Below are 16,502 nucleotides of genomic sequence, written 5' to 3' on the forward strand. Positions count from 1 at the left end.
GATCGGTCTTGACAACGATCGACAGTTGCTGTCAGTGTTCGCAGTACCGATCGTTCTGTCTACACGGTCAGCACGGCACGGTCAGCACGGCACGGTCAGCACGGCACGTCGCGGGAGCATTCGCCCAGACGACAGCGCATCCGGTGCAGCGCGGTCCGTCCGTCGTCGGTCGGCTCGGCGAGTGCTGGTTCGTCCATCTCGAGAGGAATCTGGTGTCCACTTCATTCGAATCCATCGGCGCCACCGGCTCAGTGACTGATGCCGCCGGCAGCACCAAGACCCTGCGAACCCTGTACTACGTCCGCTTCGGATTCGCCCTCGTCTGGGCGATCCTGATGATGGCGGTCGACACGAAGATCAACCCGGGAACAGTCGTCCTGCTGCTGATCTACCCACTGTTCGACGTCGCCGCGGCCGTCATCGACTTCCGCTCCTCGGGCTCCACCCGGCCGAAGGCTCCGCTCTACCTCAACATGGGCTTGAGTCTGCTCACCGCCGTCGGGTTGGCCGTCGCGGCCGCCTCCGGCATCCCGAGTGTGCTGCGGGTGTGGGGCGTCTGGGCGATCAGTGCGGGCATCGTCCAGTTGATCGTCGCGGTCCTGCGCTACCGACTCGGTGGCCAGTGGGCGATGATCCTCAGCGGCGGCATCTCCGTCCTCGCGGGCGGCAGTTTCATCGTGATGGCCGGCGGGCCGAACGCCTCACTGACCACCGTCGCCGGCTACGCGATCCTGGGTGGGATCTTCTTCCTGATCTCCGCGATCCGCCTGCATCGCCTTGCTCTGAAGGGCTGAAGGCGCCGTTAGGCCAGTGGGACCTCTACCTCGGCGACTGTGCCGTGGGGGTCGGCGTCCCGCAACCGCATCCAGCCGCCGGCTGCTTCCACCCTGATTCGCCGCGACGCGAGGCCGAGGTGTCCGTTCCTCAACCGGGCATCGAGGTCCACCCCGCCCAGCCCGCGGCCGTCGTCGATGACCTGCAGCCGGGCAACGGCCTCGGTGCGCGCGAGCTCGACGACGACCTTGCGGGCGGCGGCATGTTTCACCACGTTCGTGAGCAGTTCGCGAACCGTCACCAGCAACAGTTCGTCGACTGTGGTGCGCGTCGACTCGTCCCAGTCGTGCGTCACCACGTCGATGGAGAACCGGCCACGTGACCGAGTAGCGTCGGCGACGTCCTTCAGCACCGGCAACAGTCCGGCCGATTCCAGCGCGGCCGGATGAAGCTGCGACATCGTTGCCCGCAGCAACCGGGTCGTCTCCGCCAACGCGAATTCGACCCGTTCGAGACATTCGGCGTCACCCGCTAGCGCCGGCTCGACGTCCTGCCGAGCCGCCAGCACGTACTGCAGAGCGCCGTCGTGAAGTGTCTCAGCCAGGTCCCGTTGTTCCCGCTGCTCGATCTGAACCATCTCCTCCAGCAGATGGTTCCGTTCCTGCAGCAGTCGGGCGATCGTCAGAACGCGGGCGCGCTGCAATGCCGTCAACAGCACGCACGCAAGCCCGACGACGGCGAGCAGCAGGGCCCGGAGTACGACGTACGAGATCGGCTCCTCGTCGATCGGCCGGATCAGCAGCCCGGAGACGAGATAGGCAGCCACCGTGGGCGCCGTGGCGAGCGCACAGACCAGGGGACTGAGCTGCGTCGCTGCCATCAGCGGCACCACGAACAGCCCGTTCAGCAAGGTGTACGCCGTCCACGTCGTGTCTGCCGACTTGTCAGCGACCAGCGTCAGCCCGGCGAGGGTGAATACGTCGACCGCCAGGGCCAGCCAGGTGTACCGCAGTACGCCCGGCCCGCCGATCCGCAGTACGACCGTGGAGGCCACACTCCAGAGCACGTAGCTCAGGACGATCGCCCAGCACAGCAGGAGGTGGGCGGACGGTGGTTGGGTCACCAGGACCGCCACCAGGAACCCGGCGAGCAGTAATCGCAGCAGGGCTTGGATCCGCGCACCTTCGTGCGGCAGTCCGGCGACCTGCTCCGACGCGATCATTCGAGCAGGCCTCGTCGCATTCCTTCGGCGACGGCAGCGGCCCGATCCGAGACCCCCAGCTTCTGGTACAGGCGTTGGGCGTGCGTCTTGACCGTGCTCACGCCCAGGTACAACTCGGCCGCGAGTTCGGGGATCGAGAGGCCGCGGGCAAACCCGGTCAGCACCTGCTGTTCGCGTTCGCTGAGCACAGGACCAGCAGAGGCCGCACGCAGCCTGATCTGATCGGCCAGCCCCGCGGCCAGTTCCGGCGGGACCACAGTCTCGCCCTGGCTCACCCGCCGGACCGCATCGACGATCTCCGAACGGCGAGCCTCTTTGGACAGATAGCCCTGAGCACCTTCCTCCAGGGCCCGGAAGACGATCGCGCTGTCGGTCACGGCCGACAGGATCAGCGCCTTGGTGGGCAGTTCTTGCCGGACCATCGCATGGACGACGTCAAGTCCGGTCAGGTCAGGCATCTGGTAGTCGAGAACGGCCACGTCCGGACGCTCGCCGACGATCACCTCGAGGCCTTCCCGGCCAGTGGAAGCCTCACCCACCACCTCGAGGTAGCCGCTTTCGCGCAGGCCCCGGATCAGCCCGTCCCGGAAGAACGGATGGTCGTCCACCACCACGACGCGTGCCGACTCCCGCGTGCTGGTACTCCGCCCGCTCCCCACCATGTCCGCTCCCAAGCCCCACCTCCGGCGTACGGAGGCCATCTCCAGCATGCCGGTCACTTATCGCACTGGTCCAGAGCGCGACTCTGATCGGCGCCAGCCCGGTCAGCCGATTGGAGGACAGCGTGATCAGCCGGTGCGGGGGCTGTTCGGCGGATGGGATCGACGCGGCGAGCGAGCGAACCTGCTGTGTGTGAGGCCGAGACCAGCTCGGCCACTGGGAACGGAGGGGTTCCGATGAATCGCAAGAACAGGGATGGCCGCACTGGTCACGCGCAGTGGTTGGTCGCCGAGGACACCGTGACGTACGTCGATCTCCGCCCGCGGACCGACCAGCTGACGATGGCCGCCAACCGCGACCCAGCACCGGCGCGGCAGAAGCCCGCGAACGCCACCATCACCTGGCCTGCCGTCTGACCGGTGGCGGGCATGAGCGGTGTATCCGGAAGCGGTACGTCCGGAACGGGGCCTAGCATCTGGCCATGGAGCAGGAGTTCAGCGGCACGATCATCGAGTGGCGGGGTCCGGCGCCGTACTACTTCGTCCCCGTCCCTGAGCAGGAATCTGCCGCGCTGCGCGCGGCGGGCTCGGCCGCCAGCTACGGCTGGGGGACGCTGCCGATCCGAGCTCGGATCGGCAGCGCCGAGTGGAAGACGTCGCTGATGCCGAAGGACGGGGGCTACCTCCTCCCGCTGAGGGACGCCGTACGCAAGCCTGCAGGACTGAACGCAGGCGACGCGGTGGACGTTCGGCTCACGTTCGACGCGCCGCCCCGTCAGCAGAAGCGTCCGGCCAAGCGGGTGCACGTTCCTCGCCCGACGGGCTCGCGGGAGCCGGTCGGCGCCGAGCGGCTCACGATCGTTCGGGCCAACCAAGCGACGTGGGAGGACCTGCAGGCAGTCTTCGGTACGACCGGCGACCCCGCACGGTGCTGGTGCCAGCGGTTCCGCATGCTGCCCAAGGAATCCTGGGCATCTGAGGGTCCCGAGGAGCTCGCCGCTCGGCTCCGAGACCAGACCGCCTGCGGAAACCGCAAGGCGCGGGCGACGAGCGGCCTTGTCGCGTATCTCGACGGCGAGCCTGTCGGCTGGTGCGCCGTCGCACCGCGGGCCGACCACCCGAGGCTGCTCCGCGACTTCCGCGTCCCCTGGCTGGGTCGTAACGAGGACAAGGCCGACACGACCGTCTGGGCCGTGACCTGCTTCGTCATCCGTGTCGGCTACCGGCGCCGGGGAATCAGCCGCGCACTCGCCCGCGCCACCGTCGACTTCGCCCGTGAAGGCGGCGCCCGCGCTGTAGAGGGTTATCCGGACTTCGTGGACGGCGGATCGGTCGGCACTCTCGCGATGTTCGCCGATGCCGGGTACGCCGAGGTGAGCCGGCCGGGCAACCGTCGCGCCGTCATGCGCATCGACTTCTAGGGCATTGACGCATGCCGATATAGGCATATGATGGGGTCATGGCACGAGCGGCAACGACCTCGGACGCGTTCAACGCGATCGCCGAACCGCGGCGGCGGGAGATCCTGGTGCTGCTGCGGAGCAGCGAGCGGCCGGTGACCGACCTGGCGCGGGACCTGGGGATGACCCAGCCACAGGCGTCCAAGCACCTGCGCGTTCTCCGGGAGGTCGGGCTGGTGCGGGTCCGCGGGGAGGGCAAGCAGCGGCTGTACGGCCTGGACGCCCGCGGGCTGCGGCCGGTCCACGAGTGGGTGGGCGGCTTCGAGCGGTTCTGGAGCGAGAGCTTCGACCGGCTGGACGAGTACGTGCAGGAGTTGAAGCAGACAAAGCAGGAAGGACCATACGATGACGACGATCAGTAGCGGCGGCGAGCCTGCGCACGCGACCGCGGACCGCGAGGTCGTGATCTCCCGGGTGATCGGCGCCCCGCGGGAGTTGGTGTTCGCGGCGTTCACCGAAGTACGGCACCTGTCGAGGTGGTGGGGACCGGACGGGTTCACCACCGCCACGCGGGCGTTCCAGTTCCGCGTCGGCGGGGAGTGGGACTTCGTGATGCGCGGGCCGGACGGGACCGACTATCCGGAGTGGATCACCTGGCGGGAGATCGTCCCGCCGGAGCGGATCGCGTTGCTTCACGGCGAGTCTCGCGACGACCCGAACGCCTTCGAGTCGGTCCTGACCTTCGAGCCGGCCGGCGAGCAGACCCGGATCGTCATGCACACGGTGTTCCCCACCAAGGAAGTCCGCGACGAGGCGGTGGAGAAGTACCACGCGATCGAGGGCGGCGAGCAGACGCTGCACAACCTGGCGGCGTACGTCGCCGAACTCGCGTCGAAGGGAATGGAGAGCTGATGGCAGGAAAGGTGTTCTTCAGTGTGACGATGTCACTGGACGGCTTCACGGCGCCCGACGCCGTGTCGGTCGAGGACGTGTTCTCGCCCGGAGGGCAGGACGACCCGAGGGTCCAGCGCTGGATGGCGAAGTGGTCGGAGCTGCAGGCCTGGCTGTTCCCGCAGCGGTTCTTCCGGGAGAACCTGAAGCTCGGTGAGGGCGGCGAGGAAGGGCTCGACAACGACATCGCGCGGGCGACGTACGAGCGCACCGGCGCGAGCGTCATGGGCAAGCGGATGTTCGACGGCGGCGAGCTGGCCTGGCCGGAGGACGCGCCGTTCCACACCCCGGTGTACGTCGTCACCCACACCAAGCGCGACCCGTGGGAGCGGCCGGGCGGCACCACCTTCCGCTTCGTCAACGACGGCATCGAGAACGCGCTGCTCCAGGCCCGCGAGGCCGCGGGGGACCGCGACGTTCGCATCGCCGGCGGCGCCGAGACCATCCAGCAGTACCTGAACAGCGGTCTGATCGACGAGTTCTCGATCACGCTCTCGCCCGTGCTGTTCGGCACCGGCATCCGCCTGTTCGACCGCGTGGACGCCGAACGCATCTTGCTGGACCAGGCCCGCTCGGACGCATCCTCCCGGGTGACCCACCTGACCTACACCGTCGGGAAACGCTAGCTACTGCCAGAGCCGGAGTTCTGGAGCAGGTCGCCGTACTCGGGGTTCTTCTCGATGTAGCTGCCCACGATCGGGCAGAAGTTCGAAACGGCCACCATCTTGGTGCGGATGTCGTCGAGCGCGTGACGGATCAGCATCGCACCGAGACCTTGTCCGCGGTGGGACTCGGCAATCCACGTGTGGGTGATCGTCAGCTTGGTGCCGATCACGTGATAGACCAGCATGCCGACCCGCTCGTTGCCGCTGGTGATTTCGTAGTACTCGTCCTCGGGGTGATCGAGGATCGCGATCATCTGGTCGTCGTGGTCTGCCGGGGTGGTCATGTGTGCGCTCCTGTGGAGGTTTCGAGGACAAGCCGCCGGGGAGACGTCGTCGACCTCGAGTGTCGCTGTGAGGGGTGCCGAGAAGCGGTCGGTTCCGTCCAGGCCGGGGCGGGCCAGGCAGCGCCAGGTCAGTTGCCGGCCGGCGCTGTCGGTGAACCACAAGCGAATGTGCCAGTCACCGTCGACGCACATCGCGGGTGCCGGGGTGCCTTCGATCCAGATCTGAACGCTTGCTGGAAGGGCATCGAGGGGGAGGGGGTGCGTCGTCAGCGGGAGGACCGAGTCCGCGGCGGGATCGCGGCCTTCCCAGTTGGCCAGCATCACCTCGAGATCGAGGATCCGGGCGGTCACGCTGACAGCGCTTCGTCCCTTGTGCTGACTGGTTGCCCGCCCGGTGACGTTTCCGACTCTGAGCTCACCGCCGGTGAGCCGGTAGCTGCCCGGCAGGTGTTTGGAGTTGTCACTCATCGTTTCGTGCCTGTCTGCTGCTCTTCGTGGACCACATAGTCCATTCGTGCGTTAGGCTACACGGCTGCCTTCTTGGGTCAGACGGTCGGGTGGCCAGACCGTCTAGGGCAGCTCTGAGCTTCTTTGACAGGCGTAGCAGTGGACTGTATGGTCCTCATCGGCATGTGAGGCGCGCCGGCGGTTGTACTGCGCGGGCGCATGGGCAAGTGGCATCGCAACGAGAACGCTGGAGGAGCCGAACGGTGAGCAGCGACCTGCAGGTACGCGACAACCCTGAGGCACGGCAGTTCGAGGCGATTGCCGACGGACACGTCGTCGGGCACTTGAAATACCGGCAGCATGGAAAGCGCGTCATCATCACCCGCACCAGCGTCGACCCGGATCACCGGGGCGCCGGCATCGCGACCGAGCTCGTCCGCGTCGCCCTCGACGACGCCGCCGCGAAGATGCTGACGCTGACGAACTACTGCCCCTTCGTGGCGGACTACATCGCAGCCCACCCGTCGTACCGGCCCGTCGTCGACACCGAGCATCCGGGGGCGGCGCTGGTTCCGGACCGGGCACCGCGAGCCGGCGTGAACGAGGAGAAGGCCTCGACTCCGGTGCTCGACGTACCGAAGATCGAGGGGCGGCGCATCCGTACGCCGCGCCTGCAGCTGGCCCCCTGGACCACGGACGACGCCGCCGGGGCCCTGCGGATCTTCGGCGACGCAGAAGTTGCTCGGTGGCTCGCCCCGGCGCTGGGCCGGATCACCACCGAAGCTGAGATGCGGGATCTGCTTGCGCAATGGGTCGCCGAGGACGCGACACTGCCTGCGCCGCTCGGTCGGTGGAAGGTCGACGACGTCGAGACCGGCAAGACGATCGGCGCGGTGGCGCTGCTCCTTCTCCCGCCGTACGACGTCGACTACGAGATCGGCATCCAGATCGCGGCAGCCTACTGGGGCCGTGGCGTGGCCGCCGAGGCCGGGCATGCGCTCGCGCACTACGCCTTCGACGCCGGCGTCGATGAGGTCTTCGCTGTCTCGAGGCCGCGAAACCGACGGGCGGCGGCCGCGGCCCGTCGGATGGGAATGGAGTGGGTCGGCGAGACCGACAAGTACTACGACGTTCTGCTGGACGTCTATCGCCTGCGGCGCGGCGATCTGGACCTTCCGCTCTGGTGAGGCTGTTGTGAGCTCAGCTGCGGGCGAAGGATTCGATGTGGTCGAGGGCCATGTCCAGCGCGACGGCCATCGGGTCGGAGTTGTGGGCGTTCTGTGCAAGCACGTAGCCCCCTTGCAGGGCGGCCAGCAGTCCAGTGCCGAGGCGTAGTGGATCCGCCTCCTCGGTGAGGACGCCGAGGACGCGGAGCCGGGCCAGGGTTTCGACGATCAGCCGCTGCCAGGCATCGAATGATGCGTTGAGCGCTTTTCGTGACTGCTCGTCGTTGTCCGACAGTTCGATCGACATTGCGCCCAGCGCGCACCCGTATGACCCGTCCTGCAGTGAGTTGGCCTGCACCAGAGCATCACGCCAGCGGCGCAGACCGCTGAGGGTTTTCACACCCCGCAGCCGCTGCTCCTCACGGGCGAGGACGAACTTCGACTGTACGTCGATCACGGCGTGGATCAGCGCGAGTTTGTCCTCGAAGTGGTCGTACAACTGGGACTTGCTGGTGCTGCTGGCCAGCCGTACGTCGTCGAGGGTTGTCGCGTTGACGCCTTTGACGTAGAACAGCCTCGCTGCAGACACGACGATCCGTGCACGGGTCTCCAGGCCGCGCGGCGTGCGGCGTGTAGTGGTGGTTCCGGGCACGGAGTCTCCCTCGGGCTTGTTGCTCACTCGTCCTGTCTGGCCGCCGGGCGCGTCACCACCGCGGTGACCTCGATCTCCAGGCGGAGATCCAGCCGGATCAGTCGTGGCACCACTGCGAGCATATAAGCCGGTCGGTGAGAGACGACGTCGTTGCGAACCTTCACGTAGGTGTCGAAGTCGTCCGGGTCGGTGAGCCAGGACCGGACCTGAACGATGTCACTCAGCTCCGCTCCCGCACACCGCAGCGCCTCACGCACGTTGCCCCAGGCCAGCCGAGCCTCGTCGGCGAAGTCCTCCGGCCGGGTCCCGTCAGGTCGCAGACCCGGGGTGCCGGACAGCACCACCTGGGTCGCGCCGACCGGGAGCGTGACGTGGATGGGTCGATGACTCACACTAGAAGTGGACCATAGCGTCTATTTAGAGTCAATCGATCGACATTGATTTTCCCCGTAGAGAAGGACCCTCGGAGCAGGTTGTCAGGCTGTTGTGGTCTATATAGTCCTTATTACACCAGCTGCCAAAGGAGAGACAGCGATGCAGACAGACATCAAAGCGAGCGTCGACGGAACGCTGCTGGCCGAGGCCGCCGCCGACGCAGTGGTCGTCATCGAAGGCAGCCGCTACTTCCCGCCGGACTCCCTGGTCATCGGCACCCTCAAGCCGTCGGCGAAGCCGTACGTCTGCCCCTGGAAGGGCGCTGCAGAGTACTTCGACGTGACGACCCCGAAACACACACTTCGCGACGCCGCCTGGACCTACCCATCCCCCAAGCACTCAGCCATCGAGCAAGTAGGCCACGACTTCACCGGCTACATAGCCTTCGACACCCACCAGGTCCAAGTCGCCTAACCGCTTGGCCGGTGAGACCAGCCACCTGCTCGGTGCGAAGATCCAGTTCCTGGCCGAGATGTACCTGGTCGAGGTGGCGGAACCGGTCTTCTCACCCCCGCGATCCTGACTTGTTTGACGTGCCTCTGTTGTCGTTCGGCTCGTCTCAGGGCTGATCGCGGACTTCCCGCGCCGGCAGCTTGCGATTGGCTCTCCACTGTTCAAGACGCTGGACTGGGTTCGATCAGGAGACTGATGTCAAGTGCGGCAGGGGAGTGGGTCAGGGCGCCGACCGAGAGGGCGTCGACGCCGGAGGCGGCGATGCCGGCGACGCTGTTGAGAGTGATGTTGCCGGAGGCCTCGAGTCGGGAGTTGGACCCGGAGGTGTCGCGCCGCTTGACGACCAGGGTGATGTCCTCGGTGGGCATGTTGTCCAACATGATCCACTCGACCCCGCAGTCGAGTGCCTCGTGGGCCTCGGCCAGGGTGGTGACCTCGACCTCTATGGCCAGGTCCTGACCTTCCGCGGCCATGCCGTCGCGGATGCGTCGAACGGCCGGGCGGACGCCACCTGCCGCGGCGAGATGGTTCTCCTTGAGCAGCACCATCGCGGCCAGGTCGAGCCTGTGGTTGGTCCCGCCGCCGCAGCTGACGGCGTACTTGTCCAGGGCCCGGAGACCAGGTGCCGTCTTGCGGGTATCGAGGAGCCGGACGTCATGCCCGCCGATCGCAGCGATGAAGGCCGACGTGAGGGTCGCGATGCCCGACATCCGTTGCAGAAAGTTCAGTGCCACCCGCTCACCGGTGATGATCGAGCGTGCCGGACCGCTGACCGACGCCAGCGGCTGTCCGGGCAGAACCGAGTCGCCATCACGAACAGCCGGCCGCACCATGACGGACGGGTCGGTCGCGGCGTACACCGCTTCTACGACCGACAGGCCGGCTACGCGTCCGGGCTGCTTGGCGATCATGATTCCGTCGACTCGTAGCGTCGCCGGCACGCTCCACCGCGTGGTGACGTCGTTCGCTGCATGGTCTTCAGCCAGTGCGGCCAGGACCGCGGTCCGGATCGTATCCGTCGTCAGTTGCATGAGTTGCGTCAGCCTTCTCTCGTCGGTGATGGGGTCCGCGCGTCATCGCGCTCCCCGCAGTCGGTGTCCTTCCAGAGGTTTTCGCCTGATAGACGATAACTGGGAATCACGTTACCATCGTCGGCGTTTCTGCTGCCAAGAAAGGTGATCCGGCTAACGTCCGGACTGTGAGGAGAGTCGGCGGTCGGTTCAGGTCAGGATGCGTCCGGCAGGGGCGGGGTGTCGCCGAGGAGCCAGGTCAGGTCGAGCTCGCCTTGTCGAGTCTGGCCGCCGGCTTCGAGGAAAGCCTTCATGCGGCTCCGGGTGTCGGGAAGGGCAAGAAGCTCGTTGAAGAGGTGCGCCTCCTCCTGCAGTCCTTCGTAGCGTCCGCCGGCCGCTAGCTGGACGCTGCGCTTGGCGCGCTGGACGGCATCGGCGGGGAATCGTGCGATTCTCCTCGCCAGGGCGTCGACGAACTCCGGCAGTTGGTCGGCCGGGAGCGAGCGGTTGACCCAGCCGTAGCGTTCGGCCAGATCCGCGTCGACATCGGCGCCGCCGATGATGACCTCCAGCGCACGCGCATGACCGATGAGGCTCGGCAGGTTCTGCGTTCCTGCCCCTCCCGGCAGGAGACCCACGGCGACCTCGAACTGACCGAGCACGGCTGAGCCCGAGGCGGCGAACCGCATGTCCAGCGCCAGGAGGAACTCGCTGCCGGCGCCGCGTGCCCGTGCCTCCACCCGGCCGATCGTCACCTGGGGCAGTTGGCGGTAGCGCTCGAGCAGTTGATGGAAGGGCTTGAGTCCTCCGGGCCGGGTCGGAGGTGCGGTCCGGTCAAGGAGATCCTCGATGTCGTAGTGGGCCAGGAAGTAGTCGGGGTCGGCGCTTCCGAAGACGACGACACGCGTAGTGCGGTCGTGTTCGAGCACTCCGACCAGCTCGGCCAGTTGGCTCACGAGATCGGCGTCGAGGAGGTTCATGGGTGGATGGGCGAAGTCGACGTACCTGACTCCGTCTTGGTCGCGGATCCGCAGGCTTGGCAACTCAACCATCACTGGACACCACTGGAGATTGCTTCGAATTTAGAGGCACACCAGGATCCTAGCCATGCTGCTTCGGAAATAGAAGAGGCCCTTCCTGGCGCCGGCGTGATTCTCGTTGTGCCGTTGCGGATCACGATTCCTCCTACGATGGCCGGGTGACGGTGTTGCTCTCTCGCTCAGATCTGATCTCCCTGCTCGACGTGGACACGTGCATTCAGGGACTGCGCAACGGCTTCCTCGAAGCGCCGGCCGTTGTTGACGCCCAACGAGTCCGTAGCGGACTGCCCGGGCCTGGTACGGCGACAGTCCTCATTCCTGGGTTGGTCACGAATATTCCTGCCTACACGGTGAAGACCAATGCGAAATTCCCTGCTGCACGGCCGGCGCTTCGGGGGGTCGTCTGCCTGCACGACGCAGCCAACGGAGAGCTCCTGGCCGTGCTGGACTCCGCGACCGTGACCGCTTGGCGAACAGGGCTGGCTGCTGCCATCGGCACCGACGTGTTGGCACGCGCGAGTGCCGGATCGCTTGCGGTCATTGGCGCCGGGGCGCAGGCCGAACTGGTGCTCCGTGGTCTCACCGCACTTCGCCCGATCCATCGGCTCGTGGTTTGTGATCTCGATCCAGTACGTGCACGTTCCTTTGCGGAGCGGCACGGAACTGGTCGGCTGGTGGAGATTGCCGCGGATGCCCGGACTGCGGCGCGCGAGGCGGACATTGTCATTCTCGCCACCTGGTCGCGCGACCCCCTGCTCGATGTCGGGGACGTGGACCCGGGGACGCACATCACCTCCCTGGGCGCTGACGAGCCAGGCAAGGCGGAACTCTCCGCCGAGTTGCTCAGATCCGCGCACATCGTCGTCGACGACACCCGGCTCGCTGTCAGCTCTGGAGCCTTGGGCACCGCCGGGCTCTGCGAGGCGGATGCCGCCGGTGAGCTCGGAGAGATCCTGGCGGGTCGCGACGCCGGGCGGACTTCGGAAGCCGAGGTCACCGTGTATACCCCGGTTGGCCTTCCCTGGCAGGATCTCGCTCTGTCCTGGATCGCCTACCAGCGAGCTGTGCAGACAGACGTCGGGCAGAGATTCGACTTCCTCACCTGATCAACACATCGTCCCGGAGACCAACATTGCGGGCGAGTCCAGACCCGACCTGCGACGATGGCGAGTAGTGGAACGCGGGTCATCGACGGCGAGTGTTCGCTGCCCATCTCGTTGCCCACGCATCGAGCGGGAGCAGATGCCCCAGTAGCGATCTGCCCTGGCTCGTGAGGAGATAGCCCTCTCCCAAGTGGGTGATCAGCCCGGCTTCATCAAGGTCACGCAGGCGCGTGGTGAGCACGCTGGAGGAGATGTCGCCGCAGCGGGACTGGAGTCCCCGGAACGTCTGCGGGGTCGAGTCCCGAAGTTCCCACATCACGCGGAGCGTCCACCGGCGCCCGAGCAGGTCGAGCAGGGCCATGATCGGCCGGCCCGTGCGTGAGCCACGCGCCGGACGGCCCGGCAGCGGTGTGGGTGGCATTCGTTTCCCTTCTGAGGTACGAGGGCCCTGCGAGACCATTGTTCACCACTACGGCGCGAGCGGGCGCCGTCGACGACTGTCGCGGCATGGCGGACCTCCTTGCTTCGATTACCGAAGCGGCATACGCTACCAGCGGCGCGGGTCGGGCGGATGCGGCTGGGTCGCGGGGAGATTTCTTCGGGGGCGTGTCGATCTGCGGGGCGCTCGTTCGACCAGTGGGTGCGTGAGGGCCGAGAGGCGGTCCCGGCGGACGAGGAGAGCGCGATGCCGAAGTACATGCTGATCATGCGGGGCACCGACGAGTCGAACGCGGCGATGATGGCCAACATCGACGAGATGATGACCACGACCCGCCAGTTCATCGAGGACATGTTCAAGGCCGGCGTCTACGTCGCGGCCGAAGGGCTGGACGATCCGAGCCTCGGCGTCGTGGTCGACTTCAGCGGTGAGGCCCCGGTGGTCACGGACGGGCCGTACGGGGAGACCAAGGAACTGTTCGGAGGCTTCTTCCTGCTCGATGTCGCCTCGAAGGAGGAGGCGGTCGAGTGGGCCAAGCGGGTTCCGGCGGCCCGCGGGTCCAAGATCGAGGTACGGCGGGTGCCGGGGGAGGACGAGGTCCCGCAGGACAGCGGGGAGTTCGTCAAGGAAGGGGCCTCGCGCGAGAGCGACGGCCAGAGCTGATGAGTGCGGCCGAGGTCGAGGCTGTCTGGCGGATCGAGTCGGCGCGGATCGTCGCCGCGCTGACCCGGTTCACCGGCGATTTCGGCCTGGCCGAGGATGCCGCCCAGGAGGCGGTGGCCGAGGCGCTGGTGTCGTGGCCGCGCACCCCTCCGGTCGATCCGGCCGGCTGGCTGATGGCCACGGCCCGGCGGCGGGCGATCGACGCGATCCGCCGCCGTACCGCTCTGAAGGACCGGTACGCCGTGCTTGCGGCTGACCCGGTGGTCGACGAGGAGATCGATCCCGACCGGATCGACGACGACATCCTGGCGCTGATGTTCATCAGCTGCCACCCGGTGCTCTCCCGCGAGGCCCGGGTGGCGCTGACCCTGCGCGTGGTCGCCGGTCTGTCCACTGAACAGATCGCCCGGGCGTTCCTGGTACCTATACCGACTGTGCAGGCCCGCATCACCCGGGCGAAGAAGACGATCGCGGCGGCCGGGGTGCCGTTCGAGTTGCCGCCGGCCGATGAGCGCCGCGAACGGCTGGGCGGCGTACTCAGCGTCGTGTATGTGATCTTCACCGAGGGGTCGACGGCCACGTCGGGAGACCAGCTACTACGTCCTGACGCGGCGTACGAGGCGATCCGATTGGCGCGAACTCTGGCCGCGCTGCAGCCGGACGAGCCGGAGGTACACGGTCTGCTCGCGCTGTGCGAGCTGACGGCAGCGCGGTTCCCTGCTCGGACCGGGCCGGATGGTACGCCGATCTTGCTGGCCGACCAGGACCGGCAGCGTTGGGACTTCTCGGCGGTCCAGCGTGGGCTGGCCGCGCTGGCCAAGGCATCGGTTCGCGGGCTCGGTCCGTACGGCCTGCAGGCTGCGATCGCCGCCGTTCACGCGTCGGCTCCGTCGGTGGAGGCAACCGACTGGGACCGGATCGTGGTGCTCTACGAGGCGCTCGGCCGGGTCGCGCCGTCGCCGGTGGTCGAGCTCAACCGGGCCGTCGCCGTGGCCATGGCCTCGGGTCCGGCACACGCCCTGGCCATCGTGGATGAGCTGATCGCGTCGGACCGGCTGCCCGGTTCGCATCTGGTTCCGACCGTACGCGGTGAGCTGCTGACCCGCCTCGGTCGGCGACCGGAGGCCCGCGCCGAGCTGGAGCTGGCGGCCCGGCTGTGCACCAACCAGCGCGAACGCTCAGTCCTGCTCCGCAAGGCCGCTGCGCTGGACTGACGTCTCCAGTGTGAGAGCGATCGGCCAGGCGCCGGGGGAGGTGTTCGACAGCACGGTCCAGGTGGTGCCGGTGTGTGGGTCGTGCGCGGACTTGAACGACGCGCCTGCGTCGTACCCGGTCAGCATCACAGTGTCGGTGCTCTCGTGCAGCCAGAAGCCGAGGCCGTAACGCCTGGATTTCTCGGGTACGTCGCGACGCGGCCGGACGACCTCTTCGACGGAATCCACGATGTCGCCGGCGAACAGCGCGCGCCAGAAGGTGGACATGTCGGCGGCGGTGGTGTGGATGCCACCGTCGCCGGTGGCCAGCACCGGTAGGTGGAAGACGTTGGAACGGTCGACTCCGTCCAACGGCAGGTAGCCCACGGCCGCGTCGGCGGGCAGCTCGTCGGAGCGGAGGAAGCCGGTCCTGGTCATGCCGGCGGGGCGGAGCACGCGCTCCCGGACCAGATCGTGGTAGCCGACGCCGCTGGCCCGCTCCGCCAGCAGGGCAAGGACCACGAAACCACCGTTGCAGTAGGCGAACCGCTCACCGGCGCGGAACTTGGTGGGATGTCCGTCCAGCAGGGGCAGGAAAGCCTCCGTGGTCGTCAGCTCGTGCGCCGCGCCGACAAAGTAGTCGGTGATCTCGGTGTCGGCCTCTTCGTCCAGATAGTCACCGATGCCGGAGGTGTGCGTGAGGAGATGTTCGACGGTCACGTCGTCCGCGATCAACGGAAGATCGTTGCCGAGCAGGGATCGGGCGGTGGTGCTCAGCTCCAGCGCACCGTCCTGCACCAGCGAAAGCACGGCCAGGGCGGTGAAACCTTTGCTGCCGCTGGCGATGCCGAATCTGGTGTCCAGCGAGTTCGGAACCTGGTAGGCGCGATTGGCCAGCCCATAGGCCTTTGCGAACTCAACCTCGCCGCCCCGGTCAACCCAGACCACACCGGAAAACCCGGTCTCCTCAGCAATCTTGTCAATCTCCCCCTGCGCCATGGCCGCACACTAACCCAACCGGCGCAATTTCCGGGTCGCTGCCTGCCTGTACGCCGTGAGCCACGCGCAACGCTCGATCAGTTGTCGTACTCGAGGGTCAGAACGCCCTGGGTCGCCTCGGTCGCGTGGCCGGTGATGCCGGCCAGGTCGCCCGTCCCGGAATGCGGCACGATCGTTCCGAACGTCGAGTGATGGTCCCCGTCGGCCAGTCCGCCGTGCTGGATCACGAAGCTTCCCGTTCTCCCGTTCAAGCTGCCGACCACCCGCTCGGACGCGAGAAAGCCGTTGCCCTCGGCGCCGCGAACAGCCAGGACCTCGGCAACTCCGGTCCCCTCGATGGCACCGGAGTACCGCTTGCTGATCGTGATCCGAACCAACTTCGGCCCCTCGGCAGGCTCGTCGTACGGCGTCTCCGTCCAGTCGACAATCTCAAACTTGGCCTCAATGGTCTGTGAACTCATGCCCCGACACTAGTCAGCCACCGGATGCAGGCGAGCACCTCGCTGCCTGCTCTGACGACTAAGGGGTCTCAGCCGTTGATCTCAGGGGGTTCGCCTGATGTGGCGTTCCGGCGCTCGGCCGCACGGTGAAGGAAGACGGCGAGCGTCGCCGTGAGGAGGAACCATGAAGCACATCTACGCCCTCGCCGCCCTTCCCGTTCTGGCGTGCGGATTCGTTCTGGCCGGCTCCGCCCAAGCCTCGGCGCGAGTGATTTACCCCGAGGAGAGCTACTCCGGAAGTGTCGTGGTCGTTCATGAGCCAGGACCGACGATCAGGGTCGACGACAACCTCGCTGAAGCCGTTCAAACAGGTGTTGGTGCCATCGGTGGGGCTGCTGTCGCCATGGCGACGCTGTGGGCCTACCGGCGCCGCTACCCGGCTGGAGCGCACTGATCCCGCAGCCGCCGCTCTGCCAGAGCGGCGGCTGAGGCTCACCCGCTGCAGAC

22 protein-coding genes are annotated in these 16,502 nt (G+C 67.1%); 12 read left to right on the forward strand and 10 right to left on the reverse strand.

Features of this window, described 5'->3' with window-relative positions; translation table 11 throughout:
• The first annotated feature begins 212 nt into the window (after positions 1-212).
• Complete coding sequence (locus tag E0H73_RS38785) at positions 213-794, forward strand: hypothetical protein (protein WP_202867777.1); 582 nt, start codon at positions 213-215, stop codon at positions 792-794.
• Between the two features lie 8 nt (positions 795-802).
• Here E0H73_RS38785 and E0H73_RS38790 read toward each other — a convergent pair whose 3' ends face one another.
• Both E0H73_RS38790 and E0H73_RS38795 read right to left on the reverse strand, forming a co-directional pair.
• Positions 803-1,996: a sensor histidine kinase gene (locus tag E0H73_RS38790; RefSeq protein WP_131365124.1), complete on the reverse strand. Its 1,194-nt coding sequence runs from the start codon at positions 1,994-1,996 to the stop codon at positions 803-805.
• Positions 1,993-2,658, reverse strand: a complete 666-nt coding sequence (locus E0H73_RS38795; protein ID WP_131365125.1) for a response regulator — start codon at positions 2,656-2,658, stop codon at positions 1,993-1,995. The genes E0H73_RS38790 and E0H73_RS38795 overlap by 4 nt, the downstream gene beginning before the upstream one ends.
• Before the next feature lie 234 nt (positions 2,659-2,892).
• Between E0H73_RS38795 and E0H73_RS38800 the strand changes: the two genes are divergently transcribed.
• The 5 genes from E0H73_RS38800 to E0H73_RS38820 all read left to right on the forward strand — a co-directional run bounded on the left by E0H73_RS38800 (position 2,893) and on the right by E0H73_RS38820 (position 5,632).
• Positions 2,893-3,072 (forward strand): hypothetical protein, encoded by a 180-nt coding sequence (locus E0H73_RS38800; protein WP_131365127.1) that lies wholly within the window; start codon positions 2,893-2,895, stop codon positions 3,070-3,072.
• A 65-nt stretch (positions 3,073-3,137) separates the two neighbouring features.
• The gene (locus E0H73_RS38805) at positions 3,138-4,076 is read left to right on the forward strand and encodes a GNAT family N-acetyltransferase (RefSeq protein WP_131365129.1); all 939 of its coding nucleotides are present in this window, start codon (positions 3,138-3,140) and stop codon (positions 4,074-4,076) included.
• Positions 4,077-4,114: 38 nt separating this feature from the next.
• A complete protein-coding gene (locus E0H73_RS38810) occupies positions 4,115-4,477 on the forward strand; it encodes an ArsR/SmtB family transcription factor (RefSeq protein WP_131365131.1) in 363 nt (120 codons plus the stop codon).
• Positions 4,461-4,967: an SRPBCC family protein gene (locus E0H73_RS38815; protein ID WP_131365133.1), complete on the forward strand. Its 507-nt coding sequence runs from the start codon at positions 4,461-4,463 to the stop codon at positions 4,965-4,967. The genes E0H73_RS38810 and E0H73_RS38815 overlap by 17 nt, the downstream gene beginning before the upstream one ends.
• Complete coding sequence (locus E0H73_RS38820; protein WP_131365135.1) at positions 4,967-5,632, forward strand: dihydrofolate reductase family protein; 666 nt, start codon at positions 4,967-4,969, stop codon at positions 5,630-5,632. The genes E0H73_RS38815 and E0H73_RS38820 overlap by 1 nt, the downstream gene beginning before the upstream one ends.
• Here the strand turns inward: E0H73_RS38820 and E0H73_RS38825 are convergent.
• Positions 5,629-6,423 carry a GNAT family N-acetyltransferase gene (locus E0H73_RS38825; protein WP_131365136.1) on the reverse strand — a complete coding sequence of 265 codons (795 nt, stop codon included), beginning with the start codon at positions 6,421-6,423 and terminating at the stop codon, positions 5,629-5,631. The two genes, E0H73_RS38820 and E0H73_RS38825, sit on opposite strands and share 4 nt — an antisense overlap.
• A gap of 242 nt (positions 6,424-6,665) precedes the next feature.
• On the opposite strand from E0H73_RS38825, the gene E0H73_RS38830 reads away from it, so the two are divergent.
• Positions 6,666-7,589 (forward strand): GNAT family N-acetyltransferase, encoded by a 924-nt coding sequence (locus tag E0H73_RS38830; protein ID WP_131365138.1) that lies wholly within the window; start codon positions 6,666-6,668, stop codon positions 7,587-7,589.
• Positions 7,590-7,602: 13 nt separating this feature from the next.
• Here the strand turns inward: E0H73_RS38830 and E0H73_RS38835 are convergent, their stop codons facing one another.
• Together E0H73_RS38835 and E0H73_RS38840 are read right to left on the reverse strand one after the other, a co-directional pair.
• Positions 7,603-8,220 (reverse strand): TetR/AcrR family transcriptional regulator, encoded by a 618-nt coding sequence (locus E0H73_RS38835; protein WP_202867778.1) that lies wholly within the window; start codon positions 8,218-8,220, stop codon positions 7,603-7,605.
• 23 nt (positions 8,221-8,243) lie between these two features.
• Positions 8,244-8,612, reverse strand: coding sequence for a RidA family protein (locus E0H73_RS38840; protein ID WP_131365141.1), 369 nt, complete (start codon positions 8,610-8,612; stop codon positions 8,244-8,246).
• 142 nt (positions 8,613-8,754) lie between these two features.
• Here E0H73_RS38840 and E0H73_RS38845 point away from each other — a divergent pair, with 142 nt between their 5' ends.
• Positions 8,755-9,069, forward strand: coding sequence for a DUF427 domain-containing protein (locus tag E0H73_RS38845; RefSeq protein ID WP_202867779.1), 315 nt, complete (start codon positions 8,755-8,757; stop codon positions 9,067-9,069).
• A gap of 200 nt (positions 9,070-9,269) precedes the next feature.
• On the opposite strand, the gene nadC is transcribed toward E0H73_RS38845, so the two are convergent.
• A complete protein-coding gene (nadC, locus tag E0H73_RS38855; protein ID WP_131365143.1) occupies positions 9,270-10,139 on the reverse strand; it encodes a carboxylating nicotinate-nucleotide diphosphorylase in 870 nt (289 codons plus the stop codon).
• Positions 10,140-10,333: 194 nt separating this feature from the next.
• The gene (locus tag E0H73_RS38860) at positions 10,334-11,170 is read right to left on the reverse strand and encodes an enoyl-CoA hydratase/isomerase family protein (protein WP_131365144.1); all 837 of its coding nucleotides are present in this window, start codon (positions 11,168-11,170) and stop codon (positions 10,334-10,336) included.
• A gap of 146 nt (positions 11,171-11,316) precedes the next feature.
• Here E0H73_RS38860 and E0H73_RS38865 point away from each other — a divergent pair, with 146 nt between their 5' ends.
• Positions 11,317-12,264, forward strand: a complete 948-nt coding sequence (locus E0H73_RS38865; protein ID WP_131365146.1) for an ornithine cyclodeaminase family protein — start codon at positions 11,317-11,319, stop codon at positions 12,262-12,264.
• A 79-nt stretch (positions 12,265-12,343) separates the two neighbouring features.
• On the opposite strand, the gene E0H73_RS38870 is transcribed toward E0H73_RS38865, so the two are convergent.
• A complete protein-coding gene (locus E0H73_RS38870; protein ID WP_337590340.1) occupies positions 12,344-12,721 on the reverse strand; it encodes a winged helix-turn-helix transcriptional regulator in 378 nt (125 codons plus the stop codon).
• A 225-nt stretch (positions 12,722-12,946) separates the two neighbouring features.
• Between E0H73_RS38870 and E0H73_RS38875 the strand changes: the two genes are divergently transcribed.
• Positions 12,947-13,363, forward strand: coding sequence for a YciI family protein (locus E0H73_RS38875; RefSeq protein ID WP_131365150.1), 417 nt, complete (start codon positions 12,947-12,949; stop codon positions 13,361-13,363).
• Positions 13,363-14,577, forward strand: a complete 1,215-nt coding sequence (locus E0H73_RS38880; protein ID WP_131365152.1) for an RNA polymerase sigma factor — start codon at positions 13,363-13,365, stop codon at positions 14,575-14,577. The genes E0H73_RS38875 and E0H73_RS38880 overlap by 1 nt, the downstream gene beginning before the upstream one ends.
• Here E0H73_RS38880 and E0H73_RS38885 read toward each other — a convergent pair.
• The gene (locus E0H73_RS38885; protein ID WP_131365154.1) at positions 14,542-15,555 is read right to left on the reverse strand and encodes a serine hydrolase domain-containing protein; all 1,014 of its coding nucleotides are present in this window, start codon (positions 15,553-15,555) and stop codon (positions 14,542-14,544) included. The two genes, E0H73_RS38880 and E0H73_RS38885, sit on opposite strands and share 36 nt — an antisense overlap.
• Positions 15,556-15,632: 77 nt before the next feature.
• The gene (locus E0H73_RS38890; protein ID WP_131365156.1) at positions 15,633-16,016 is read right to left on the reverse strand and encodes a DUF3224 domain-containing protein; all 384 of its coding nucleotides are present in this window, start codon (positions 16,014-16,016) and stop codon (positions 15,633-15,635) included.
• Between the two features lie 163 nt (positions 16,017-16,179).
• Between E0H73_RS38890 and E0H73_RS38895 the strand changes: the two genes are divergently transcribed.
• Positions 16,180-16,449, forward strand: a complete 270-nt coding sequence (locus E0H73_RS38895; protein WP_131365157.1) for a hypothetical protein — start codon at positions 16,180-16,182, stop codon at positions 16,447-16,449.
• Positions 16,450-16,502 lie beyond the last annotated feature (53 nt).

Origin of the sequence: Kribbella pittospori, from assembly GCF_004331465.1 — a bacterium.
Lineage (GTDB): Bacteria > Actinomycetota > Actinomycetes > Propionibacteriales > Kribbellaceae > Kribbella > Kribbella pittospori.

Coding starts and splice junctions, on each gene's coding strand:
- E0H73_RS38795 (WP_131365125.1), bottom strand. CDS start 2,658: ATGGTGGGGAGCGGGCGGAGTACCAGCACGCGGGAGTCGGCACGCGTC.
- E0H73_RS38895 (WP_131365157.1), top strand. CDS start 16,180: ATGAAGCACATCTACGCCCTCGCCGCCCTTCCCGTTCTGGCGTGCGGA.
- E0H73_RS38810 (WP_131365131.1), top strand. CDS start 4,115: ATGGCACGAGCGGCAACGACCTCGGACGCGTTCAACGCGATCGCCGAA.
- E0H73_RS38845 (WP_202867779.1), top strand. CDS start 8,755: ATGCAGACAGACATCAAAGCGAGCGTCGACGGAACGCTGCTGGCCGAG.
- E0H73_RS38820 (WP_131365135.1), top strand. CDS start 4,967: ATGGCAGGAAAGGTGTTCTTCAGTGTGACGATGTCACTGGACGGCTTC.
- E0H73_RS38885 (WP_131365154.1), bottom strand. CDS start 15,555: ATGGCGCAGGGGGAGATTGACAAGATTGCTGAGGAGACCGGGTTTTCC.
- E0H73_RS38800 (WP_131365127.1), top strand. CDS start 2,893: ATGAATCGCAAGAACAGGGATGGCCGCACTGGTCACGCGCAGTGGTTG.
- E0H73_RS38880 (WP_131365152.1), top strand. CDS start 13,363: ATGAGTGCGGCCGAGGTCGAGGCTGTCTGGCGGATCGAGTCGGCGCGG.
- E0H73_RS38870 (WP_337590340.1), bottom strand. CDS start 12,721: ATGGTCTCGCAGGGCCCTCGTACCTCAGAAGGGAAACGAATGCCACCC.
- E0H73_RS38815 (WP_131365133.1), top strand. CDS start 4,461: ATGACGACGATCAGTAGCGGCGGCGAGCCTGCGCACGCGACCGCGGAC.
- E0H73_RS38860 (WP_131365144.1), bottom strand. CDS start 11,170: ATGGTTGAGTTGCCAAGCCTGCGGATCCGCGACCAAGACGGAGTCAGG.
- E0H73_RS38875 (WP_131365150.1), top strand. CDS start 12,947: ATGCCGAAGTACATGCTGATCATGCGGGGCACCGACGAGTCGAACGCG.
- E0H73_RS38890 (WP_131365156.1), bottom strand. CDS start 16,016: ATGAGTTCACAGACCATTGAGGCCAAGTTTGAGATTGTCGACTGGACG.
- E0H73_RS38805 (WP_131365129.1), top strand. CDS start 3,138: ATGGAGCAGGAGTTCAGCGGCACGATCATCGAGTGGCGGGGTCCGGCG.
- E0H73_RS38790 (WP_131365124.1), bottom strand. CDS start 1,996: ATGATCGCGTCGGAGCAGGTCGCCGGACTGCCGCACGAAGGTGCGCGG.
- nadC (WP_131365143.1), bottom strand. CDS start 10,139: ATGCAACTGACGACGGATACGATCCGGACCGCGGTCCTGGCCGCACTG.
- E0H73_RS38825 (WP_131365136.1), bottom strand. CDS start 6,423: ATGAGTGACAACTCCAAACACCTGCCGGGCAGCTACCGGCTCACCGGC.